Here is a 20464-nt window from a genome sequence, read left to right as displayed (position 1 = left end):
CAAGTCTCGCTAAATTAATAAAAATAAGAATTAATCTATGACAGAATTTCCGGGATTTAGTCCAAAGGCTTTTCAGTTCCTTGAAGAGCTGACCAATAATCAAAATAGAGTTTGGTTTGGTGAGCATCGCGCAGATTATGAAGAGTATGTACGCGAGCCAATGAAGCGCTTTACCGAATCTTTATCTGAGGCTTTGTCCAAGAAAGAGGTGCCGGTCTGGGGAGATCCCAAAAGATCTCTTTTTAGAATTAATCGAGATGCTCGATTTTCAAAAGCAAAACATCCCTACAACATGCATGCTAGCGGCTTGTTTACGAGAACCGGTGATAAACACTCTCCTGGCGTTTTGTATTTTCGTTTAGACCCCCTAGGTAGTAGATGCGCAGCAGGCTATCTGCAGCCCGAAGCCCATATTCTTAAGAAACTTCGACAAGGAATTTTGGACAACCCAAAGGCATGGATTGCCTTGGAAAAAGCATTAAAGCGAAAAGGCTATGCACTCGATTATTCCCACACTCTAGCTCGCATTCCCAGGGGATTTAACGATGTTCCTAAAGAAGTAGAGGGCGCCATCAAGTTAAAGGGGTGGATTATTCGCAAGCAGTTACCGCGATCTACTGTTTGTTCAAAAGAGTTGGTCAAAGAAGTTGCCAGCTTTGCCAAAGACATGCTGCCATTGCTAAGCTTTGGTTGGCATGCGTTGGCTAAATTTGCTGATTCAGCATAGAGCTCTCCCAGAATATTCTTGCTGACGGATGGCTTGGCCTCAGGTTGGGTAGGGCTAATGCAAGAAGTTATAAAACTACCTAATATGTAGTGATGAGTAATTTCTTAGATCCGGCAATTCTCTTCTTTGTCTTCGGTGCCTTTGCTGGTGCCGTAAAGTCAAATCTAGAAATTCCGCAGCCAATAGCCAGATTTCTGTCTTTGTATCTCTTGATGGCCTTAGGCCTTAAAGGTGGTTTTGCACTTCATAAGTCAGGATTTACCCTGGAGATTGCTTTGGCGCTTGGCCTCGCAGTATTTCTTGCGATCATTATTCCCTTGATGGGCTATGCAGTCCTAAGAACGAGGTTGAATAATTACGATGCCGCCGCCATTGCCGCCACCTATGGCTCTGTAAGCGCGGTTACCTTTATCACGGCTACCCAAGCACTGGACCAATACGACATTGCATTTGGTGGACATATGGCTGCAGCAATGGCGCTGATGGAGTCACCCGCAATTATTCTGGCCATCTTATTGGCAAATAAGGCCAGAGCATCCACTACCAATTCAAAGCAGTCCACAGGCATGTCAAAAATTTTGCATGAATCATTTACTGATGGTGCGCAGCTACTTTTATTGGGCTCAATGATTGTTGGGCTAGTGAGCGGTGATGGCGGACAAAAAATCATGGCGCCATTTTCAATAGATTTATTTAAAGGCATGCTAGCCTTCTTCTTGCTAGATATGGGTCTGATGGCAGCGAAGAATTTTGAGGGATTAAAAGGCAAGCCCCCCATTACCCTGTTATACGCCATTGGTGCTCCTTTGGTTCATGCCTCAATCGCATTGGGCCTGTGTAAGTTATTGGGCTTGCCTCTAGGCGACACGGTTTTATTGATGGTGCTTGCTGCTAGCGCCTCTTACATTGCTGTGCCAGCAGTATTGAGACATGCACTGCCCGAAGTAAATCCTGCCTTGTATATGGGAATGTCCTTGGGGATTACCTTCCCCTTTAACATTATCTTGGGAATCCCGCTTTACGCCTATATCGCAGGGCTTACATACTAGATCTCTAGAGGATAGAGAAACCCAAGGAGAAATGCAGTGCCATTAGTCAGAATCGATTTAAGCAAAAAATATCCTGAAAGTATTGCTCAACAAGTTGGGGATATTGTTTATAGGGTAATGCGAGAGCAAATCAACGTGCCTGCAGATGATAAGTTTCAGATTATTACTAGGCATGACACATCAGAGTTGAATATTCCAAAAAGCTATTTGGGAATCGAGTATTCCGAGGGGATTATTTTTATTCAGGCGACCATCAGCTTTGGAAGGTCTATAGATCTTAAAAAGAATTTATATAAAGGCATCTGCGATGCTTTAGTACAAGACCTTCAGCTAAGGCCCCAAGATATTTTTATTAACTTACTTGAGGTTGATAAAGAAAATTGGTCATTTGGTAATGGTGAAATGCAATATGCCGACAAGGATTAAATGCCTGAGAATGCCAGGAAGCAATAAAACCACCCAAGAGTGGTTTTATTTAGAAGATGGCTTATCAAAGTCTGCGTATTTATCGTGACAGCTTTTGCAGGCGCTATAGATTTCGCCGCCCGCATCAAATAATGCATCTTTATTTTTATTTTGAGCAGCCTTTAGGGCTAGCTCTGCTGATTGACTAAGTTGTTTGGCGAATTTCATCCATTGTTGAGTGTCTTTCGCTCTACCTTCAATCATGAGACTATTGCCAGCCTCAACTAAGGTAGCAGCGCTATTGCGGACGGCCTCCCACTGAGCATCAGTGCGCGGATATATCTCTGTAGTGCCTTTGGCATTGGAGATAGATTTAACTGAGTCCCAAATAAGATCTGCATTGGTATCAATCACCCATTCCATTAGTTGTTTTAAGGTAAGCGATGTATTAGGTTCGGGTGCTTTGGGCCCGCAGCCCAATAAAAATAGGGCGCAAGTAAATAAACCAATTATTTTTAATTTCATGAAGTCCTCAGTCAGATTCAGCAGTTTCTAATTTACTGCAAATCAATGCTAAAGAGTTTGTTTTAAACGACAATAGAAACTCATGATAAAAAGCAGGAGATAAGTATGTATAAGCTGATTGCTTTTGATGCCTACGGCACATTGTTTGATGTGTATTCCATGGGTCAGTTAGCAGAAGAATTATTTCCTGGTCATGGCCAGGCCTTCGCTTTGATGTGGCGTGATCGTCAGATTGAATACACCCGCTTGGTCACTATGAGCGACCCCAGTCCCGATGGCAGTAAACACTATCTTCCTTTTTGGGAATTAACCATTCGCTCATTGCGTTATGTTTGCAAGCGTATGGGCTTGAATTTGACTGCTGAGTATGAAAAGCGACTCATGGACCAGTATGCCAAGCTTACGGGCTTTCAAGATAGCTTAAGTGTTCTGAAGGCCATTAAAAGTAAGGGCATATCGACTGCCATTTTATCTAACGGCAGCAGAGAGATGCTTGCTACTGTAGTAGAGAGCAATGGCTTAAATCCATACTTAGATCAGGTTGTAACGGTTGAAGATGTGCGTCTATTTAAAACGGCTCCCCAAGCCTATGCGCTCTTGTTAAATGCATTTCCAGTCCAGAAAGAAGAAGTTCTGTTTGTATCCAGTAATGCCTGGGATGCGCTGGCAGCCAAGTGGTATGGCTTTGATGTGTTCTGGGTCAATCGTTTAGGACACCCTTTTGAGGAGATTGGCGAGACGCCAAACTATGAAGGTGCTTCGCTTAGCAAAGTATTGGAAGTGATCTAAGGAGAGAGTAATGCTACTGGTAACCTCAATTATTGCCGCCCTACTAACCGCAATCTTTATCAAACTTTCGTTTGCAGTAATTCGTCTGAGAAGAAAGAATAAAGTGGGTCTAGGCAGCGGTGGATATGAAGATCTTGAGCGAGCTATTCGTGCTCAAGGTAATTTTGCAGAGTATGTTCCATTGGGAATCATTCTAATTGCTTGTCTTGAGCTGAATGGCGCCCCCTGGTGGCTGGTTGCCATTCCTGGCCTGGCTCTGATTGCTGGACGTTTGATTCACGCACGGGGAATGCGGGCCCCACCCCCAGACTTTAGTAAGCGGGTATTGGGCATGCAGCTCACTTTTGGAACTCTTGCCAGCTTGGCAGCGCTGAACTTAGTTTGGGCCTGTTATCAATTCATCGGGAAGATATAAAAAAGACTTTTCTGCTTGATTTGTGCTTTAGCGGTATAAAGCTGCATGACTTCATTTTTTCAAAAGATTCGGCTGTTGGCATTCCTGACTTTGGGGTACGGGCTGTTTTATTTTGTAAACAATCTTTGCACCAGCTTCTTGTATTTAACTCCTGGCGCCCACTTGGTACATTTGCCAAGTGGTATCAAGATCCTGATGACCTTGATTGCCGGCCCGTTGGGCGCTCTAGCAATCTTTATTGTGTCCAATGCGTGGGGTCTATTGTTTGCCTTCCCCGGTCAATTTGCTTTGGTATTGTTTCTTTCAATGGGCAGTGCTGGCGTACCTTGGTTAGTGTGCAAGATTTGTTCAGATAAGTTTGAGCTAGATCACGAGCTATCGAATTTAAGTCTCCGCTCTCTTTTAGTCATTTCCTTGAGTTATGCCATTTTGAATAGCTTTGTTGTTCAATCTATTTTGTACCTCGATGAGCAAGTCTCTCAGCCATGGAGTGGTATGGCGTGATGTTCTTGGGCGACCTGACAGGCATATTGCTAGTGGTATCTATCGCTAGGTGGATGGTTCGCTTATTGAGATCAGCGTAAGACCTGATTCCTTCAAGCGTATTCGGGGTTAAAGTAAGCATAAGTCCTACTCGCATCGTAGTTCACGTTCTTAAGGAAATTCAGATGAAAAACAGAGCAATCCTATTGATGGTTATCACTATTGCGACCCTAATTACTGGCTGTGCGGCAAGCAGTACTTCTCCAGATGGTGTGAATTGCAAGCCTTTGCCAATGGAAGATAGAAATCCGGATTGTGTGGGTGGCCGCTAAATTCATCGCCCACTAAACCATTTTTTATAGAGACCCTCATGAAATTACTGGCAAAAATTGCACTATCTTTCATCCCCTATATTTGCCTAAGTCAGGCGATCGCAGCAGATGCTTGGCCTACCCACCCCATTAAATTTATTGTTGGGTTTGGGCCTGGGGGTGCAAATGACTTAGTGGCTAGAACGGTTGCTGAAGCAGCATCAAAGCAGCTTGGCCAGCCGATCATTGTTGAAAATAAGCCAGGCGCTGGATCTGTGCTGGGCGCTGACTATGTGGCAAAAAGTCAGCCTGATGGCTATACATTCTTTGTCAGTGCAGGCGGGATCATTACCAATCCAATGATCAAAACGGCCATGCCATATAAGGAGGGAGATTTAGTTCCAGTGGGCCTGCTCACAATCAGCCCATCGATTATTGTGGTTGCAGAAGACTCAAAAGTGAACAACCTAAAAGATTTGCTGGCGGTAGCGCATAGTCCACGCGGCTTAAATTTCTCTACTGCTGGCACGGGCAGTACGCCGCATTTTGTAGCAGAGATGTTAAAGGTCAAGGCTGGTGGCAAATACGAAATCATCCCTTATAAAAGCGGTTCGGAAGGAATGGTTGCTGTGATTTCAAATCAGGTCGACGCCACTTCAGAGGCAAGCGTGGTGGTCATTCCTCAAATCCAGGGCGGCAAATTAAAACCGATTGCTTCAACGTGGAACAAAAGAATTACTGCACTTCCTAATGTGCCCACTACTAAAGAGCAGGGCTACCCAGAAGTGTTCATTGGCCACTGGGCGGGTGTATTTGCGCCTAAAGGAACTCCAGATGCTATTTTGGAAAAAATGAACCAAGCCATTAATGCAGCATTAAAAACGCAAAGCGTACAAAGTCGTTTGATTCCTCAAGGTATTGAGCCATCACCCGGTAGTCGCACAGCCTTTTCTAAATTCCTCAGCGACGAAAAGATGCGCCTTGAGCCGATTGTCAAAAGAGCCAATATGAAAGAGGATTAAACGGGTAATTCATTAAGGCATTCAAAAATGAAAACAACTTTTTTCATCAGAAAATTAATACTCGGCTCCATTGTTGCCCTATGCCTAGAGGGCGCTGTATTTGCTGCAGATATTGAGGTAATTACATCAGGCGCTTTTGCTGAAGCGCTCAAAGTATTGGCCCCCGAGTATGAAAAGCAATCTTCAAATAAGGTCATCATTTCCTTTGGTTCGTCTATGGGTGGCGCCCCAGATTCAATTCCTTCCAGACTCTCGAAGGGGGAGAAGTTCGATGTCTTAATTTTGGCCAGTCCAGCACTAGAGGGCTTTATTAAGAGCGGCGCCGTTCAGTCACGAAGTCGAGTAGATCTAGTTGCCTCGGTGATTGGAGCCGCCGTTAGAGCGGGAGCACCTAGGCCGGATATCAGTTCGGTTGCCGCGCTCAAGCAAGCCTTGTTAAACGCCAAGTCTGTCGCATATTCAGCAAGCGCCAGTGGTACCTATTTATCTGGCGAGGTATTTCCTAAGCTTGGAATTGCTGAGCAAATGAGCAAGACTGCCAAGAAAATTTATAGTGAACGTGTGGGCACAGTAGTAGCTAGAGGCGATGCTGAATTAGGTTTCCAGCAAGTAAGTGAGTTAATACCCATTCCTGGCATTGATTTTATTGGCGAGATTCCGGCAGAAGTTCAGCAGACTGTGATTTTTTCTGCTGGCATTACTAGTGATGCCATGAACCCAGATCCTGCTAAAGACTTGCTGGCATTTTTGGCCTCATCTCAGGCCGCACCGTTGATTCAAAAAGCAGGATTAAAACCGCTACAGCCTGTATTGCCCTGGGCTAAAAACTAGTTATAATTTTTGTTAAGCAGGAGAGCGAGGGAAATCCCTCCACCGAAGGCGCAAACTCCCATGAACGCTCAGGTATCCCCAAGGAATGTACTGCTTGCCTTTAATAGCCGTCTGGAGAGTCGCCATCTTTATGGTGCACCGAAGGAGCAAGCGCCAAGCCCGGCTTGGTGTGAATCTCTCAGGTATCAAGGACAGGGGGAGCGGCATCCATCTACACCAAGGTGTTGGATGTGCTGCTTTTAGGGAGTCCCGAAATGAAAAATTCTAGTTAAGTACTGAGCGTTGCCGTATTGGGTCTAATAACAGGACCTCATTTTTCTAATTGCTCAATAGCATTTGAGTGCTTAATAACGAAGGTAAGAAATGACAAATAAATTTGTTGAAGAGGCGCCCTATCACCCAGGGTATGAAGATGTTGGTTTCAAAGACGAAGCTTCGCGCATGTCTGCAGAGATTGACCGTTTTAGAAAAAGCAATTCACGGTATTTAAATTTTGCTGATGTGATTGTAGATTTTTGTGTGTCAGACCACAATCGTTTACATCCAGCGAAATAAGTGCGATCAGTATGTGTTAATAAGCCACCTTAGTGTGGCTTATTTATTGCGGCTTATTTAAAGCGGTATGCCAGGGCGGCAAAAATATTATCTTGAAATGAGCGGTTCATGACGGGGCTATTGTTGACGCCATTGCCCATCCATTTACGCTTTCCATAGATATTGATATACCAGTTATCTACCACTGGAATTTCAACCATGAGACCTGCAAGAAGATTGGTTGTGGCAGGTGCAGTATAGGCGTTATAGCCAGTGAGATTAGACTCCCCAGGGCTAATGCCGTAGTAGTAGTTAGCGTATTGGCTCGACTGTCTTTCTACTCCCACTTGCGGATAGACAACGACTTTTTTGTATGTTTCAAGTTCCGCAAAATACAAAAATTCATAAAGTGCGCCTTTAGATTTTCCAAAGTCATGATAGGCATTCAAGAAAATACCGCCAATGGGGGTTTCTTGAAATGTTCCTATCCCCAAAGGAATGGGATCGCTACGATTGATGGACGAACCATTAATTGGAGATTTCACTTTGTAAGAGTCCAGATTAATTTTTCCAATGACTTCAAGATATCCATAACCCATTTTGAAAGTTTTGATGCCCACTTCATCGATGCGCACAAAAAAACGTTCGTAGTCAAAAAAAGCATAGGGTAAAACCAAAGATTGAGTGCCTTCTGTGCCGATATGCAAGTTGGAGGTATAAACCGCTACACCAATATCGCCAACAATATGATCTGGCAGACCATCAGGCACATCATCTGCGGCAGATACAGACAAAGGCAATATGAGGGTCGTAAAGCAAAGCAAGATTTTGAGAATTAGGCGCATAAGCTAATCATAGGGGATTTGAGTTGGGGCTAGGTTAGAGGTCCAAGTTATCAAGGGCTAGGCCATCTAAATGGCGCGTATCAGCCCATTTTTCGACCTTCCAGGCGCCACCGTCATGGCTAATCCAGTTTAGAGAGGCATTGGGGACGGAGACCGCTTTTTCTGCTGAAAGGGGTTGATTGCTTGCAAGTCGATACATCATATCTAGCGCTCCGCCATGACTGACCAGCAATACGATTTTGCCTAAATGGGCGCTGCGAATCTTTTCTAGTGCTCCATGAATGCGCTCGGCAAATTGTTGAATACTTTCACCACCATTTAAATGATGATAGAGATCTCTGCTGAGGTGGGCTTGCCAGAGTTCAGGCTCTTTTTTTGGTGCTTCATCTGTTGTGAATCCTTGTAGCGCTCCAAGATGGCGCTCTCTGAGGGCTGAATCAATGACGGCTGAAACCTGAAATACTTTTTCAATTGCTTGAGCCGTTTGATGTGCGCGCTGGAGATCGCTGGAATATAAAACATCAAATTTCAGAGCAGCCTCTTTTAGTGCTGCTGCCATCTGTATTGCTTGAGTTAGGCCGCGCTCATTGAGGGGGATATCGGTATGACCCTGTAGGCGGCGCTCCACATTCCAATTGGTCTCGCCGTGGCGAACCAGGCAGAATCGTGTTGTAGTCATCTAGCAATCATAAAGCCATCATTATTTCTTGAGCATCCAGGCTCGTGGATTATGTTCAAAGCCAACGCGCTCGTAGTAGTCGTTGGCTTTTGGGGCTGCTAGTAAAACAATCATGCACTTTGGGCCAAGACGGGATTGAGTCTGCGCAATTAATTCCTTCCCAATGCCTAAGCGTTGCCGCTCTTTATCTACCGCTAGATCGGCTAAGTAAGCCACATAAGAAAAGTCGGTGAGGGTGCGTGCAATGCCTACGAGACGGTCTTCATCCCAGGCGGTAATGGTTAAGTTGGCGTGATCGAGCATGTCCTGAAAGGTTTGCTCGCTATCAATAGGTCGACGCTCTCCGAGGGTTGAGCGGACATACAAATCAATTGCTTGCTTGGCGGTAATCTTGGCATCGTCACGATAGCAAATCATGTTTCTCCTTTATCGCCCATCTTGGATGTGGTGCGTAGCTTTTATTTTGGCCTAAGCTATGTTACAACCCCGTTATTGATCTGGTCGAATGTGGTGGTCAATAAAAAGCCCCGAGTGACGGGGCTTAGTTTTTATACGGCAACAATAGTGAGCTTGTTCATTGCTCGCAAAATTTTGCCCTTTTCTTTGGGCTTGGTGCTTGCCTCCATGAGCTTAGTAAGCTGGGCAGTGTTAAGGGGTCCCAGGCGTGTTTTGCCTGTTTTGGTGACCATGGGATCGTTTTTTCTATTTTTTTGATTTTGGCCTACAGCCATGAGTTTTCCTTGAGTAATGGAATGATGAATCTAAAGGATTTACTCAAGAGACTCCCCTAATTAGGGCGCAGAATAGTGATCACAGTTCAGAATAACAGTTATGAAGTTCAGGCGCTATGATTGGGGAATGATTAATTTACCTGGCATTATTTTTTCCTTGGTGATGGGCTTCTTGATGTCCTCAAGCATCACTTTGGCAACTACTTTTGTGCGTGTTGGTGCCGCAGGCAATTTCTTTTGGGTTTGGCTTGAGGTCTGGTCTGTAGCCTATCCGGTGGCGATTATTTGTATCTTGATTTATCGCCCTTTCGCTACGAGAGTGACTGCAGCGATACTTAAAAAATTGAATAAGACTGAGTAAGTCAGCTCATCTACGCCGAACACTTAATAGAAAGCCACAACAATGAAACTTATCCGATCGCTTGCATTTCTTGCTGTGGCCTCAATGCTCTGGGGTTGTGCAGCTGTGTATACCGATGCATCCGATTCAAATCATGTCACTTTTCTCAATAGCAGTGATGAGTCTATTGAGCAGCTGACTCAGAAAGCGAATGCTTACTGTCAGCAGTACGGCAAGACTGCCTCTCTTAGAAAAACAGACTCCGCATTAGTCGCCGTTTTTGATTGCAACTTTCCCCGTCAGCCGACTAAAAATTAACCAGCTAAATTAGACTGATAGATTAGGCCAGCATGCTCTCTGAGAGCATGGAATTGGATCGATTCCCAGCGTTGTTGGGCAACGTCAAGCTCTGATTTATGAGAGGCCAGAAATACGGCAGCCCCCACAACGTCCTCGGCCATACGATGGATGTTTTCTTGGGTAAATTTTTTCAGAGCAACAGGATCGTCTGAGCTCACCCAGCGGGCCAGACTATAACGTGCGGGCAGTAAGCGCACCTCCGCTCCATATTCAGTTTGCAGTCGATGGCTAACTACTTCAAATTGCAATTGACCAAACGCACCTAACAACATAGTGCCGCCAGCCATGGGCCTAAATACCTGAATGGCGCCTTCTTCACCCAACTGCATCAGTCCAGTGCGAAGTTGCTTAGAGCGTAGGGGATCTGCAGACTCCACCATACGAAAGATTTCAGGGGCAAAAAATGGCAGGCCAGTAAATTGCAGTTGCTCGCCTTCTGTCAGGGTGTCGCCGAGACGCAGTAAGCCATGATTTGGTAAGCCAATAATGTCGCCTGGAAACGCTTCGTCCAAAATGTCTCGCCTTTGGGACAAAAATGATAGGGCATTATTGGTGCGCACTTCTTTGCCATTGCGACAAATTTTTAGCTTCATGCCGCGCTGAAAGTGTCCTGAGCAGATTCGTAAAAAGGCAACGCGATCTCGGTGTGCTGGATCCATATTGGCTTGAATTTTGAAGACCACTGCAGAAAATTTGTTTTCTGCAGGACTCACTTCGCGTTGCAGCGCCTTGCGAGAGCCAGGTGCTGGCGCTAACTCAACCAAGGTATTTAAAATTTCTCGCACACCAAAGTTATTGATGGCAGAACCAAAAAATACCGGCGACTGACGGCCCGCAAGAAAGGCTTCGCGATCAAAGGTCGGCATCGCTTCTTTAATGAGCTCCACCTCAGCTAGAGCATTCTCCAGATCGGCGCCTAAGCGCTCTTTTAAGGCCGGATCATTGATGTCTACGACAGCATGCGAGTCTTCAGTGACGCGATCTTCGCCTGCTTTGAACATGCGCATGCGCGCATTAGCGATATCAATGACACCCGCAAACGATTTACCCATTCCCACTGGCCAGGTGAATGGCACTACTTCAATTCCGAGTGCTGTCTCAATCTCATCCATCAACTCCATGGGCGGCTTTACTTCGCGATCCATTTTGTTAATGAAAGTAACAATTGGTGTATTGCGGGCGCGACACACCTCAAGCAGTCTTAAGGTTTGTGACTCCACTCCGTTCGCAGCATCGATGACCATTAAGGCAGAGTCAACCGCTGTTAACACGCGATAGGTGTCTTCGGAAAAGTCTTGGTGTCCTGGTGTATCTAAGAGATTGATAATGCAATCGCGATACTCCATCTGCATCACTGAGCTTGCTACAGAAATTCCGCGCTGCTTTTCAATTTCCATCCAGTCAGATGTGGCATGTCTACTTGCTTTACGTGCTTTCACGCTGCCAGCAATCTGGATGGCTCCTGCATAAAGCAATAATTTTTCAGTCAGCGTCGTTTTGCCTGCATCCGGGTGAGAGATGATGGCAAAGCTGCGACGTCTTTGTACTTCTGCGGCAGGAGTGCTGGGATTGGAGGTTTCGATGGTAATTCTGCGCTTATTAATCTAGGTTTGGACCCAATTATAAGCGTGCACACTGGTTAAAACTGCTCTTCAGGCCTTACAAATCGCCATTGTCCAGGTGGCAGTGGTCCGAGTGAGATACGCCCCATTCTGACTCGCTTTAAACCGAGGACCTTGAGACCAACCATCTCACACATGCGACGTATTTGGCGCTTGCGACCTTCGCGCAAAACAAAGCGTAGCTGATCTTCATTCTGCCAACTCACTTGCGCAGGTTTTAGTGCAACACCATCAAGAGATAGACCGTGTTTTAGGCGATCCAAATCTTCAAAAGAAAGCTTGCCCTCAACTCGTACCAAATACTCTTTTTCAATCGGACTATTTTCACCAATGAGAAGCTTGGCAATACGCCCATCTTGCGTCAAGACGAGGAGTCCGGTGGAGTCAATGTCTAAGCGACCAGCAGGCGCTAGGCCTTTGGTATTAAAGCGGGGGCTTCTACCTCTATCGAGGGGGCTACTAAAGTAATTCTCTGGAGTAATTAATGAGGCAGCAGGTTGGTACTCTTGTTCATCATCGTAGTGAGAGATATAACCCACGGGCTTATTTAGGATAACGGTGATGCGCGATGCTTGTTGCGCTTTTGCGCCAGACTGCAGTTCAATCTTCTGGTGACGATAGGCTCTTACGCCAAGCTCATTGACCACTTCGCCGTCTACAGTCACTAAACCTTGTTCAATATAAGAGTCAGCTTCGCGTCGAGAGCATAAGCCAAGCTCAGAGAGTAATTTAGAGACGCGTACTTTTTCTTCCATCCCTGCATTATCCGGCAAAGGCCGACTCGAAAAAGTTCGGGGTAATATGTCACTTAGATTACTGCTCACAAAAACAAATTACCTATTACATAAAGGAAGACACCATGACCGCCACCTTAAAAAAGCCGCCAATCTATAAAATCCTTTATTTTCAAGTACTTACAGCAGTTGTCATAGGTGTATTGCTGGGACATTTTTATCCTAGTCTCGGTACGGACATGAAGCCATTGGGCGATGCCTTCATTAAAGGCATCAAGATGCTCATTGCCCCAATTATTTTCTGTACTGTAGTTTTGGGTATTGCTGGCATGGAAGATATGAAGAAGGTGGGCAAAACCGGTGGCCTAGCGCTCTTGTATTTTGAAATCGTCAGCACGATTGCCTTGATTGTGGGTTTAGTGGTGGTCAACGTATTGCAGCCAGGCGCAGGTATGAACATTGATCCAGCCAGCTTAGATACCAAAGGCATTGCTGCCTACACTGGTCCCGGAAAAATGGGCACGACAACAGACTTCTTAATGAACATCATCCCTAGCAGTGCAGTTGATGCATTTGCTAAAGGCGAGATTTTGCAAGTACTGTTCTTGGCTATTTTGTTTGGCTTTGCACTGCATAAATTTGGCGGTCGCGGAACCTTAGTATTCGATCTGATTGAAAAAACATCCCATGTGCTTTTTGACATGATTGGTGTCATTATGAAATTTGCGCCGATTGGTGCATTTGGCGCAATGTCTTTCACCATTGGAAAATATGGCATCAGTTCATTATTTTCTCTGGGCAAATTGATGGGCTCGTTCTATTTAACATGCCTACTTTTTATATTTATTGTGCTGGGCATCATTGCGAAGTTGAATGGTTTTAGCATTTTTAAATTTGTACGCTACATTAAAGAAGAGCTCTTAATTGTTTTGGGCACCTCTTCATCCGAATCTGTTTTGCCACGCATGATGGAAAAAATGGAGTTATTGGGCGCCAAGAAAACTTGTGTTGGCTTGGTGATTCCAACCGGTTACTCATTCAATCTAGATGGAACTTCAATCTATTTGACGATGGCAGCAGTATTTATTGCGCAGGCAACCAATACGCCAATGACCTTATTCCAAGAAGTCACCCTATTGCTGGTATTGCTCTTGACTTCAAAAGGCGCAGCCGGGGTAACCGGTAGTGGATTTATTGTTTTGGCTGCCACCCTTTCAGCCGTAGGTGATGTTCCAGTTGCTGGCTTGGCCATCATTTTGGGCATTGATCGCTTTATGTCTGAAGCGCGTGCATTAACCAACTTGGTAGGCAATGGCGTGGCCACTATTGTGGTTGCTAAGTGGACTGGTGAACTAGATCACAAACAATTGACTAGCGTACTCAACCGCGATAATTGGATTGAAGCGCAAGAGCCAGAAGTCATCTTGGATCAAAAGCAAGAAAGAATGAAGTAAGCGTTACAGCGGAGGCTTTGATGCGCAAATATATTTTCTTATTGCCTGCAGTATTGGCAATACTCAGCAAGTCAATATTTGCGCAGGATCGCCTTCCTGAAATACCTGCAGAGCAATACACCGCAGAGCAACAAAAGGCTGCCCAAGAATTTGAGGTGGCACGCAAAAAGGCCCCTTGGGGGCCTTTTGCAATGTTGATGTACAGCCCCGAGCTCATGAATAACGCACGTGCGATGGGAGATTATTTACGCTATAAATCGGTCTTCGATAGCGCACTCAGTGAGTTTGCAATTTTGATTACGGCACGCGAATGGAGTCAGGACTACGAATGGTCTGTTCACTATCCGATTGCGATCAAATCTGGCCTCAAGCCTGAGATAGCCCAAGCAATAAAAGAGGGCAGAAGGCCAGAAGGTATGAGCGAAGATCAGACGATTGTGTATGACTTCACCATCGAGCTGCAGCGCTACAAACAGGTCTCAGATATCACTTTTGCGAAAACAGAAAAACGTTTTGGCAAAAAGGGGGCTATTGATCTAGCGGGTATTGCTGGCTACTACACCTTTTTGGCAATGGAGATGAATATGGCAAGACGTCCCGCTCCACTCGGCAATGAACGCTTGCCACGCTTTCCGGAATAAATTTTAAGTACGCACAATGTGAACGCTGCAAGGAGCCTCTTCGACAATCTTAGTCATCGAAGTTCTCCAGGGCGTTACTTTGTTTGGCAGCTTGTGAGATGCGCCAATCAGAATCAGAGATGCATCGTTGTCTTTAGCAAACTCCACAATGCGTGAAGCAGGATCCATTGCCTCAAGAACGTGATAAGAAATACGTTCTGGCGGTAATTTAAGAGGCTTAGCCCATTCCATTAATTGAACTAAGTGCCCGCGCACAATTCCGCTAGCAGTTTCGCTTTCGTGATTGCCCTCATAAGTTGGGGTGCTGGCAATCGTGCTGATGCAGACTAAGCGACTTTCTGGGTAGGCTTGTAGCAAATTCTTGGCTGTTGTTTGCATCCGTTGACGCAATACTTCATCGGATTGGCGCGTATCAATTGCGGCAACCATGAGTGGCGCATCTTGATTGCCCATGCTTGGGCGGGGGCTAGGCGATGGCTCATAGCCAGCAGCCCTAAACCACTTTTTGAGACTGTCCCAAAAGCTGGGGGGTTCGACTCGTTCGCCGCGCTCAGTAATCTTGACGCTTTCAGGATCACGAAGAACTTGGCGTAATTGGGTGGCGCTTTGATACCGGTCTGCAGCGCGGGGTTCAAGGCAGCGCAAAACAACTTCTTGAAGCCAGCGTGGAATTTCTTTGCGAATCGCGCGCGGAGGAAAGGGTTCAGCCCACATGCGCTTTCTGAGGCCGCTCATGGTTTGGGGATTCCCAAATGGCAGCTCACCAGTGAGTAGCTCATACATAATCACGCCGATAGAGTAAATATCGCTGCGAGAATCAGTGCGAATTCCTGCTACTTGCTCCGGTGAGATGTAGGGAGCAGATCCAATGCCCTTGCGCATTTCTTCCGCAAGTAAATCCGGAAAGCGATCGTGATGTGATAAGCCAAAATCAATCAGGGTTAATTTTCCCTTGTCATCAATCAGGATATTTTCTGGTTTGATGTCTAAATGAATGGCATCTTGCGCATGAAGTGACTGAACGGCTTGCGCAAGATCGGCGCCAATGCGCACTACTTCATCAATGCTAAATTGTTTGCCTTCTTTGATAAGGTCTTCAAGAGGGCGGCCGGCAACACGCTCCATCGCAATATAAGGGCGAGTGGCCATATTTCCCGAGCCTAAATATTTTGGAACAAATGGACTCTTTAATGAGCGCAGGATCGTGAGCTCGGTTTCAAAACCAATTAGACTTTCGACGGGTTGATCTCTTCCAACCCTAGGGACTTTGAGCAGGATGGGTGTATCTTCACCTTCTTTGGTTGCCGAAAAAAGACTGGCCATGCCGCCGCGGTGTACTTCTTTGCCGATTAAAAATCCATCAACAACTTTACCTTCTTGAAAAATATCATCAACTGCTTCAATGTCAGTCTTAATTGGCATGTTGGCTTACTTGCCTGTGATTAGGCGGGTGGCTAAATCTTCTGGCAGCCCTGCGCGCCTAACTTTTTCAGCTGCTGCAAAGTGATCGTAAGGTGTCCGGTGAAAGGTGAGGACTTCTGCTTCAGGCTCAAATACGGCGAAGCAAGCCTCAGGATTGCCATCTCTAGGTTGACCCAGCGAGCCAACCACGCTAACCCACTGGCGATGAGGCAACACCGGAATGTCATCACCAGGATGCGGAGCAAAACGAATCAGTTTTCCAACGGCACTTTGATAAAAGAGCGCTTGTTCGTGAGCATGGCCGACAAAGGTATAACTTTTCCCAGAGCTTTGTGCACAGCGCCATGCGCTCATGCTGTCGGTGACATAGTTCCAGTCCGAAGGATTATGGGCTGAGGCATGCACAAAGCAAATAGATTCTTCATTGACCACCAGCGGCAAATTTTTTAAGAATTGCACATGAGTATCACTGAGCTGTGCCTTGGTCCATTCAATTGCAGCATTCGCGTTGGCATTCATTTGGTTGCGGCAGTCCTTAAAGACTGCCTCATCGTGGTTGCCTAAAATAGCGATCGCTTTTTTAGAGTTCACCAGATCGCCGATACGCTCCAGCAGAGCAACAGGATCAGCGTTATAGCCTACTAAATCACCCAGAAAAACCATGCGAGTGACCCCAAGCTCTTCTGCTCTGGCGATGCAGGCTTCAAAAGCCTCTAGATTGCTGTGAAGGTCGGCAAATAGCCCAATGCGCTCACTCATCCTCTAATGATAGGACAAAAGTCCTTTAGTTAGAAGGGTTATAGGGGTTTACTTCGTTATTCGGGCGATTTTTGAAGCGCTTATGTACCCAGTAGTATTCAGCAGGTCGTAGCCGAATTTCTTTTTCAAAATATTCGTTCAAGCGCGCTGTATCAGATTTGGGGTCTGTACCTGGAAAATTTTCTAAAGGCTTACTAATTTCGCAAAGATAGCCTGACTCATCCTCTTTTAAAGTGGTCGTCATTAAGCAAACTTGTGCACCTGTGATGCTAGCTAAACGAGAGATTGTAGTAATGGTGTTGGTTTCAATTCCGAAGAAGGGAACAAATTCAGAATCTTTTAAGCCCAAGTCAATATCTGGAGCGATGATGATGAAGTCACCATTTCGAATTTCACGAATGATGGCCTTGGCATTGCCTTGGCGGTCAATCGAGTTTCCACCAAAGCGGTTACGCCAATCAACAATACGCTTATTAAAAAATGGATTCTTCATGCGCTGAAAAAATCCTGAGGTGCGGGGCCAATCCATTCTTCTGGCCAAGGCGCTCAAAATAATGCTGCCCTCGATGCCCGTAAAGTGCATGTTTACCAAGATACGTGGTTCACGACTCGCAAGATCGACTGCGGACTTTACCTCAATCATGTGACTTAATTGTTTTTCACTGCCAAGCCAAATAATGCTTTTCTCTACAAGGCTGCGGCCCAATAGGCGCCAATGCTGCTTGCTCAGAGAATCAATTTCTGCCGCACTCATTTTCGGAAAGCACAACTGCAGATTTCTTTTGACTACTCGATTTCTGTCGCTTGGAATTCTGGCTGCAATATAGCCCAGACCATATCCAATAGAAACCAAAAGCCCATAAGGCAGCAAGGAGAGGAGTTTTAAAAATACAACCCCAGCATAGTTGGCTACAGATTTAAGCAAATTAACTTTGCTCTACTTCATAACGTTGCACGGACTTAGCGTAACGCTCAAGCATTTCTTCAGTTGAGCTAATCGACATTCCTAAGTCGTTCACAAGCCCTGTATCAAGGCGATATGCCCAGCCATGAACAGTGAGGTCTTGTCCGCGTGCCCAGGCATCCTGAACGATGGTGGTTTCACACACATTCACTACTTGTTCAATGACGTTGAGCTCGCACAAGCGATCTTGACGCTTGGCAGTTGGCAACACCTCTCCCAGATAGCGCTCATGTTTTTGATGGACATCTTTGACATGACGCAGCCAGTTATCTGCAAGACCTACTCGTCTATCGCTCAGAGCGGCATGCACACCGGCACAGCCGTAGTGACCGACTACCAAGATATGCTTCACTTTGAGTAAGTCGATTGCAAACTGAATAACGGATAAGCAATTGAGATCAGTGTGAACTACAACGTTGGCCACATTGCGATGAACAAACAGCTCACCGGGAAGTAAGTCCACAATTTCATTGGCCGGCACGCGGCTATCTGCGCAACCAATCCAAAGATATTCTGGCGCCTGCTGATTCACCAGGCGCTTAAAGAAGTCCGGGTCCTTCGCAATCATGCCTTCTGCCCACTCGCGATTGCTGGTAAACAGGTGTTCTAGGGCTTGGGAATTTTTGTATGGCATGGTTTAAGTTTAAAGTACTTTAATGATGCCTAATTGGTTAAAACAAACCCCCACAGGAATTGCGCTAAGCCTTCATTGTCAGCCTGGCGCTAAACAGACCAAGGTAGTGGGTCTGCACGATGGCTGCTTGAAAATTTCATTGCAAGCGCCAGCCCTAGAAAATAAGGCCAATGAGCTTTTGCTGGCATGGCTTTCGAAGCAGTTAAAAGTGCCGCAAAAGCAAATTCAGTTTCTTTCTGGGCAAAATAGCCGCAAAAAACGGGTAGAAATTTGGGGCTCAATCAGCCCCGAGCAGATTATTCAAATATTGCAGCCTTGATTTTGGTGGCATCAAGCTACCAAAAAATTGCCCACAAAAGTCCCAAAATAAGCACCCATTTACCAATGTAATAAACAGAGCGATGTGATGCTTTGAGCTTTTTGGCTTGCGCTCGCAAGTGATAGAAGTAAGTAAACAAAACATTTACAAAACCAATCTTTTCGCCAGGAACATTTTGCGATGCAGCTGCGCTCATCACGTAGCGCCCAAACCAGCGATTAATCAGTTGCACTACCTTGGTATAAACGGGCCGCTCGACGTCGCAGAAGAGCACTATGCGCTGATGGTCGGTTTCATTTGCGGCGAAATGAATATAGGTTTCGTCGAACATGACGGGCTCTCCGTCTTTCCAGAAATAGCGCTCACCATCGACTTCAATGAAGCATTTAGGGTCATTCGGCGTAACTAAACCAATGTGGTAGCGCAGCGATCCAGCATACGGGTCGCGGTGACGCACTAGCGTTGCTCCTGGGGGTAAGGAGGCAAACATAGCTGCCTTAACGGAGGGGATTGATTTGAGTAGCGCTACTGTTTTGGGGCAGTTGGCTAGTGCAGATGGGACTTCTTTTCCGTACCAGTAGAGGTAAAAACGCTTCCAGCCTGTCCTAAAGAAGGAATTAAAGCCGATATCGTTGTAACCGGTTGCCGCAGCAATTTGGCCGTTTTCGTTGAGAGAAAGCGCTTCTTGGCGAATGATTTCCCAGTTATCTTGCAGAACCTTCATTTCCGTAAATTGGCTTACCGGAATAAAAGCGGTTGGCTTTACTTTAGAAAATACATAAAGCAGGGTGTTAATTGGCGCCAATAGCACTTGATAGTCCAGCAGCGATCTCATGATGCCAAAACGTACCCTACCCCTGAAATAGACATAAATCGCCGAAGCAATAAAGATAAAAAAGATGATGTGACGAACTTGCATGCTATTTGCCGATCTAGAGTAACAATTCTTATTTTAATTAGTAAGTGCGCGCTATTTAGACTATTTCTTCAGCAGGGATCCTCATATACTTGCCATGAATAGTTCGTTTGCCCGCCTTAGGGTTTATGTGGATATAGCTTGGAGAAAATCGTATGAATCGCTTTACAAAATGGCTCTTAAGCCTTGTTTTAATTGGCTTAGTGGGCATTTCAGCCTATACATGGCTGATGCTCACATGGAGCTACGGCAGCGGGGAGCGGGCTGGATATGTCCAGAAATTCTCTAAGCGCGGGTATATCTGCAAGACCTGGGAAGGTGAATTAGCCATGGTATCGATGCCCGGCACAATGTCAGAAAAATTCTTCTTTACGGTGCATGAAGATGCTGTGGCGCAAAAAATCAATGCTAATTTAGGAAAAAAAGTAGCCCTAAAATACTCTCAGCACATTGGGCTTCCAACATCTTGTTTTGGCGATACAGAATATTTTGTCTCTGGCATAGAAGTATTGGATGAGTAATATGTCGGAGCGGTAAAAAATTACTTTGCGATTGCTTTATTTTTATAATTTTTTGTGGTTAAAATCATGTAAGCGCAATGTGCGCCGACATCAATATCTATAAGGAGCTTCACTTGAACAAAGCCGAACTAATCGCAGCGATTGCTGACGACGCGGAGATCTCTAAAGCTAAAGCTGAATTCGCATTGAATTCTGCAATCGAGAACATTATCAAAGCTGTTACTAAAGGTGATTCAGTACAACTGATCGGCTTCGGTACTTTCGCATCTGGTAAGCGTGCTGCACGTATGGGCCGCAATCCAAAAACTGGCGAGCCACTCAAAATCGCTGCTGCAAAAACTGTTAAGTTTTCTGCTGGTAAAGCATTTAAAGATTCAGTTAACAAGCGCAAGAAGTAATTCTTCCTTAGTTAATAAAAAAGCCCGGCATGCC

Annotated in this window: 29 protein-coding genes and 1 riboswitch; of the genes, 17 read left to right on the top strand and 12 right to left on the bottom strand. The window is 45.6% G+C overall.

All coding sequences use genetic code 11. The features are described from left to right. The first annotated feature begins 37 nt into the window (after nt 1-37). The 3 genes from ICN24_RS01110 to ICN24_RS01100 all read left to right on the top strand — a co-directional run bounded on the left by ICN24_RS01110 (nt 38) and on the right by ICN24_RS01100 (nt 2202). Entirely contained in the window at nt 38-727 is a 690-nt protein-coding gene (locus tag ICN24_RS01110; protein WP_216220818.1) for a DUF2461 domain-containing protein, read from the top strand. Between the two features lie 92 nt (nt 728-819). Next, on the top strand, nt 820-1776 hold the full coding sequence (locus ICN24_RS01105; RefSeq protein ID WP_216220816.1) for a sodium-dependent bicarbonate transport family permease: 957 nt from the start codon (nt 820-822) through the stop codon (nt 1774-1776). Between the two features lie 36 nt (nt 1777-1812). Next, a complete protein-coding gene (locus ICN24_RS01100) occupies nt 1813-2202 on the top strand; it encodes a tautomerase family protein (RefSeq protein WP_216220815.1) in 390 nt (129 codons plus the stop codon). A 45-nt stretch (nt 2203-2247) separates the two neighbouring features. Here the strand turns inward: ICN24_RS01100 and ICN24_RS01095 are convergent, their stop codons facing one another. Further along, the gene (locus ICN24_RS01095) at nt 2248-2706 is read right to left on the bottom strand and encodes a cytochrome c (protein WP_216220813.1); all 459 of its coding nucleotides are present in this window, start codon (nt 2704-2706) and stop codon (nt 2248-2250) included. A gap of 105 nt (nt 2707-2811) precedes the next feature. Here ICN24_RS01095 and ICN24_RS01090 point away from each other — a divergent pair, with 105 nt between their 5' ends. From ICN24_RS01090 to ICN24_RS01060, 7 genes are all read left to right on the top strand, one after another. Further along, on the top strand, nt 2812-3495 hold the full coding sequence (locus tag ICN24_RS01090; RefSeq protein ID WP_216220811.1) for a haloacid dehalogenase type II: 684 nt from the start codon (nt 2812-2814) through the stop codon (nt 3493-3495). Nucleotides 3496-3505: 10 nt separating this feature from the next. Then, nucleotides 3506-3910: an MAPEG family protein gene (locus ICN24_RS01085; protein WP_216220809.1), complete on the top strand. Its 405-nt coding sequence runs from the start codon at nt 3506-3508 to the stop codon at nt 3908-3910. Nucleotides 3911-3955: 45 nt separating this feature from the next. Further along, nucleotides 3956-4414, top strand: a complete 459-nt coding sequence (locus ICN24_RS01080) for a hypothetical protein (protein WP_216220808.1) — start codon at nt 3956-3958, stop codon at nt 4412-4414. Nucleotides 4415-4578: 164 nt separating this feature from the next. Beyond that, nucleotides 4579-4725 (top strand): hypothetical protein, encoded by a 147-nt coding sequence (locus tag ICN24_RS01075; protein ID WP_216220806.1) that lies wholly within the window; start codon nt 4579-4581, stop codon nt 4723-4725. A gap of 38 nt (nt 4726-4763) precedes the next feature. Continuing rightward, complete coding sequence (locus ICN24_RS01070; protein ID WP_216220804.1) at nt 4764-5726, top strand: tripartite tricarboxylate transporter substrate binding protein; 963 nt, start codon at nt 4764-4766, stop codon at nt 5724-5726. A gap of 27 nt (nt 5727-5753) precedes the next feature. Then, nucleotides 5754-6557 (top strand): substrate-binding domain-containing protein, encoded by an 804-nt coding sequence (locus ICN24_RS01065; RefSeq protein ID WP_216220802.1) that lies wholly within the window; start codon nt 5754-5756, stop codon nt 6555-6557. 101 nt (nt 6558-6658) lie between these two features. Then, nucleotides 6659-6762: riboswitch (glycine riboswitch) on the top strand. Between the two features lie 158 nt (nt 6763-6920). Further along, nucleotides 6921-7112, top strand: coding sequence for a hypothetical protein (locus ICN24_RS01060; RefSeq protein ID WP_216220800.1), 192 nt, complete (start codon nt 6921-6923; stop codon nt 7110-7112). A 53-nt stretch (nt 7113-7165) separates the two neighbouring features. Here the strand turns inward: ICN24_RS01060 and ICN24_RS01055 are convergent, their stop codons facing one another. The 4 genes from ICN24_RS01055 to ICN24_RS01040 form a co-directional block, all read right to left on the bottom strand. Further along, on the bottom strand, nt 7166-7936 hold the full coding sequence (locus ICN24_RS01055) for a MipA/OmpV family protein (protein ID WP_216220798.1): 771 nt from the start codon (nt 7934-7936) through the stop codon (nt 7166-7168). 34 nt (nt 7937-7970) lie between these two features. After that, nucleotides 7971-8615 carry a histidine phosphatase family protein gene (locus ICN24_RS01050; RefSeq protein ID WP_216220797.1) on the bottom strand — a complete coding sequence of 215 codons (645 nt, stop codon included), beginning with the start codon at nt 8613-8615 and terminating at the stop codon, nt 7971-7973. Between the two features lie 21 nt (nt 8616-8636). After that, the gene (locus ICN24_RS01045; RefSeq protein WP_216220794.1) at nt 8637-9032 is read right to left on the bottom strand and encodes a GNAT family N-acetyltransferase; all 396 of its coding nucleotides are present in this window, start codon (nt 9030-9032) and stop codon (nt 8637-8639) included. Between the two features lie 131 nt (nt 9033-9163). Continuing rightward, nucleotides 9164-9346 (bottom strand): hypothetical protein, encoded by a 183-nt coding sequence (locus ICN24_RS01040; protein ID WP_216220792.1) that lies wholly within the window; start codon nt 9344-9346, stop codon nt 9164-9166. A 127-nt stretch (nt 9347-9473) separates the two neighbouring features. On the opposite strand from ICN24_RS01040, the gene ICN24_RS01035 reads away from it, so the two are divergent. Both ICN24_RS01035 and ICN24_RS01030 read left to right on the top strand, forming a co-directional pair. Next, the gene (locus tag ICN24_RS01035; protein WP_216220791.1) at nt 9474-9707 is read left to right on the top strand and encodes a DUF2798 domain-containing protein; all 234 of its coding nucleotides are present in this window, start codon (nt 9474-9476) and stop codon (nt 9705-9707) included. Nucleotides 9708-9749: 42 nt separating this feature from the next. Next, complete coding sequence (locus ICN24_RS01030; RefSeq protein ID WP_216220789.1) at nt 9750-10004, top strand: hypothetical protein; 255 nt, start codon at nt 9750-9752, stop codon at nt 10002-10004. On the opposite strand, the gene ICN24_RS01025 is transcribed toward ICN24_RS01030, so the two are convergent. Continuing rightward, nucleotides 10001-11629, bottom strand: a complete 1629-nt coding sequence (locus ICN24_RS01025; protein ID WP_216222151.1) for a peptide chain release factor 3 — start codon at nt 11627-11629, stop codon at nt 10001-10003. The genes ICN24_RS01030 and ICN24_RS01025 overlap by 4 nt on opposite strands. Nucleotides 11630-11685: 56 nt before the next feature. Next, nucleotides 11686-12423, bottom strand: a complete 738-nt coding sequence (locus tag ICN24_RS01020; RefSeq protein ID WP_216222150.1) for a pseudouridine synthase — start codon at nt 12421-12423, stop codon at nt 11686-11688. 104 nt (nt 12424-12527) lie between these two features. On the opposite strand from ICN24_RS01020, the gene ICN24_RS01015 reads away from it, so the two are divergent. Both ICN24_RS01015 and ICN24_RS01010 read left to right on the top strand, forming a co-directional pair. Further along, nucleotides 12528-13856, top strand: a complete 1329-nt coding sequence (locus ICN24_RS01015; protein WP_216220787.1) for a dicarboxylate/amino acid:cation symporter — start codon at nt 12528-12530, stop codon at nt 13854-13856. Between the two features lie 20 nt (nt 13857-13876). Then, nucleotides 13877-14497, top strand: a complete 621-nt coding sequence (locus tag ICN24_RS01010) for a carboxymuconolactone decarboxylase family protein (protein ID WP_216220786.1) — start codon at nt 13877-13879, stop codon at nt 14495-14497. 3 nt (nt 14498-14500) lie between these two features. Here the strand turns inward: ICN24_RS01010 and ICN24_RS01005 are convergent, their stop codons facing one another. From ICN24_RS01005 to can, 4 genes are read right to left on the bottom strand one after another with little or no spacing between them, the layout of a single operon-like run. Continuing rightward, nucleotides 14501-15919 (bottom strand): protein kinase, encoded by a 1419-nt coding sequence (locus ICN24_RS01005; RefSeq protein WP_216220778.1) that lies wholly within the window; start codon nt 15917-15919, stop codon nt 14501-14503. A gap of 6 nt (nt 15920-15925) precedes the next feature. Next, the gene (locus ICN24_RS01000) at nt 15926-16678 is read right to left on the bottom strand and encodes a metallophosphoesterase (RefSeq protein ID WP_216220777.1); all 753 of its coding nucleotides are present in this window, start codon (nt 16676-16678) and stop codon (nt 15926-15928) included. Nucleotides 16679-16703: 25 nt separating this feature from the next. Further along, nucleotides 16704-17603 carry a lipid A biosynthesis acyltransferase gene (locus tag ICN24_RS00995; RefSeq protein WP_216220776.1) on the bottom strand — a complete coding sequence of 300 codons (900 nt, stop codon included), beginning with the start codon at nt 17601-17603 and terminating at the stop codon, nt 16704-16706. 1 nt (nt 17604) lies between these two features. Next, nucleotides 17605-18276, bottom strand: a complete 672-nt coding sequence (gene can, locus ICN24_RS00990) for a carbonate dehydratase (protein ID WP_216220774.1) — start codon at nt 18274-18276, stop codon at nt 17605-17607. Nucleotides 18277-18301: 25 nt separating this feature from the next. Here can and ICN24_RS00985 point away from each other — a divergent pair, with 25 nt between their 5' ends. Further along, a complete protein-coding gene (locus ICN24_RS00985; protein ID WP_216220772.1) occupies nt 18302-18595 on the top strand; it encodes a DUF167 domain-containing protein in 294 nt (97 codons plus the stop codon). Nucleotides 18596-18611: 16 nt separating this feature from the next. Here ICN24_RS00985 and ICN24_RS00980 read toward each other — a convergent pair whose 3' ends face one another. Then, nucleotides 18612-19514: an aspartyl/asparaginyl beta-hydroxylase domain-containing protein gene (locus ICN24_RS00980; RefSeq protein ID WP_216220770.1), complete on the bottom strand. Its 903-nt coding sequence runs from the start codon at nt 19512-19514 to the stop codon at nt 18612-18614. A 152-nt stretch (nt 19515-19666) separates the two neighbouring features. Here ICN24_RS00980 and ICN24_RS00975 point away from each other — a divergent pair, with 152 nt between their 5' ends. Both ICN24_RS00975 and ICN24_RS00970 read left to right on the top strand, forming a co-directional pair. Then, on the top strand, nt 19667-20032 hold the full coding sequence (locus ICN24_RS00975) for a hypothetical protein (protein ID WP_216220769.1): 366 nt from the start codon (nt 19667-19669) through the stop codon (nt 20030-20032). 113 nt (nt 20033-20145) lie between these two features. Next, nucleotides 20146-20430: an HU family DNA-binding protein gene (locus ICN24_RS00970; protein ID WP_087908896.1), complete on the top strand. Its 285-nt coding sequence runs from the start codon at nt 20146-20148 to the stop codon at nt 20428-20430. The last annotated feature ends 34 nt before the right edge of the window (nt 20431-20464 follow it).

The organism is Polynucleobacter sp. UK-Kesae-W10 (genome assembly GCF_018881575.1).
Classification (GTDB): domain Bacteria; phylum Pseudomonadota; class Gammaproteobacteria; order Burkholderiales; family Burkholderiaceae; genus Polynucleobacter.
The sequence above is the reverse complement of the archived record's forward strand: the minus strand, read 5'-3'. Positions and strand labels throughout refer to the sequence as shown.

Bases quoted from the DNA above. Each gene is read 5' to 3' on its own strand.
- ICN24_RS01110 (WP_216220818.1), top strand. From the start codon at position 38: ATGACAGAATTTCCGGGATTTAGTCCAAAGGCTTTTCAGTTCCTTGAA.
- ICN24_RS01105 (WP_216220816.1), top strand. From the start codon at position 820: ATGAGTAATTTCTTAGATCCGGCAATTCTCTTCTTTGTCTTCGGTGCC.
- ICN24_RS01095 (WP_216220813.1), bottom strand. From the start codon at position 2,706: ATGAAATTAAAAATAATTGGTTTATTTACTTGCGCCCTATTTTTATTG.
- ICN24_RS01090 (WP_216220811.1), top strand. From the start codon at position 2,812: ATGTATAAGCTGATTGCTTTTGATGCCTACGGCACATTGTTTGATGTG.
- ICN24_RS01085 (WP_216220809.1), top strand. From the start codon at position 3,506: ATGCTACTGGTAACCTCAATTATTGCCGCCCTACTAACCGCAATCTTT.
- ICN24_RS01080 (WP_216220808.1), top strand. From the start codon at position 3,956: ATGACTTCATTTTTTCAAAAGATTCGGCTGTTGGCATTCCTGACTTTG.
- ICN24_RS01075 (WP_216220806.1), top strand. From the start codon at position 4,579: ATGAAAAACAGAGCAATCCTATTGATGGTTATCACTATTGCGACCCTA.
- ICN24_RS01070 (WP_216220804.1), top strand. From the start codon at position 4,764: ATGAAATTACTGGCAAAAATTGCACTATCTTTCATCCCCTATATTTGC.
- ICN24_RS01065 (WP_216220802.1), top strand. From the start codon at position 5,754: ATGAAAACAACTTTTTTCATCAGAAAATTAATACTCGGCTCCATTGTT.
- ICN24_RS01060 (WP_216220800.1), top strand. From the start codon at position 6,921: ATGACAAATAAATTTGTTGAAGAGGCGCCCTATCACCCAGGGTATGAA.
- ICN24_RS01055 (WP_216220798.1), bottom strand. From the start codon at position 7,936: ATGCGCCTAATTCTCAAAATCTTGCTTTGCTTTACGACCCTCATATTG.
- ICN24_RS01050 (WP_216220797.1), bottom strand. From the start codon at position 8,615: ATGACTACAACACGATTCTGCCTGGTTCGCCACGGCGAGACCAATTGG.
- ICN24_RS01045 (WP_216220794.1), bottom strand. From the start codon at position 9,032: ATGATTTGCTATCGTGACGATGCCAAGATTACCGCCAAGCAAGCAATT.
- ICN24_RS01040 (WP_216220792.1), bottom strand. From the start codon at position 9,346: ATGGCTGTAGGCCAAAATCAAAAAAATAGAAAAAACGATCCCATGGTC.
- ICN24_RS01035 (WP_216220791.1), top strand. From the start codon at position 9,474: ATGATTAATTTACCTGGCATTATTTTTTCCTTGGTGATGGGCTTCTTG.
- ICN24_RS01030 (WP_216220789.1), top strand. From the start codon at position 9,750: ATGAAACTTATCCGATCGCTTGCATTTCTTGCTGTGGCCTCAATGCTC.
- ICN24_RS01020 (WP_216222150.1), bottom strand. From the start codon at position 12,423: ATGGAAGAAAAAGTACGCGTCTCTAAATTACTCTCTGAGCTTGGCTTA.
- ICN24_RS01015 (WP_216220787.1), top strand. From the start codon at position 12,528: ATGACCGCCACCTTAAAAAAGCCGCCAATCTATAAAATCCTTTATTTT.
- ICN24_RS01010 (WP_216220786.1), top strand. From the start codon at position 13,877: ATGCGCAAATATATTTTCTTATTGCCTGCAGTATTGGCAATACTCAGC.
- ICN24_RS01005 (WP_216220778.1), bottom strand. From the start codon at position 15,919: ATGCCAATTAAGACTGACATTGAAGCAGTTGATGATATTTTTCAAGAA.
- ICN24_RS01000 (WP_216220777.1), bottom strand. From the start codon at position 16,678: ATGAGTGAGCGCATTGGGCTATTTGCCGACCTTCACAGCAATCTAGAG.
- can (WP_216220774.1), bottom strand. From the start codon at position 18,276: ATGCCATACAAAAATTCCCAAGCCCTAGAACACCTGTTTACCAGCAAT.
- ICN24_RS00985 (WP_216220772.1), top strand. From the start codon at position 18,302: ATGCCTAATTGGTTAAAACAAACCCCCACAGGAATTGCGCTAAGCCTT.
- ICN24_RS00980 (WP_216220770.1), bottom strand. From the start codon at position 19,514: ATGCAAGTTCGTCACATCATCTTTTTTATCTTTATTGCTTCGGCGATT.
- ICN24_RS00975 (WP_216220769.1), top strand. From the start codon at position 19,667: ATGAATCGCTTTACAAAATGGCTCTTAAGCCTTGTTTTAATTGGCTTA.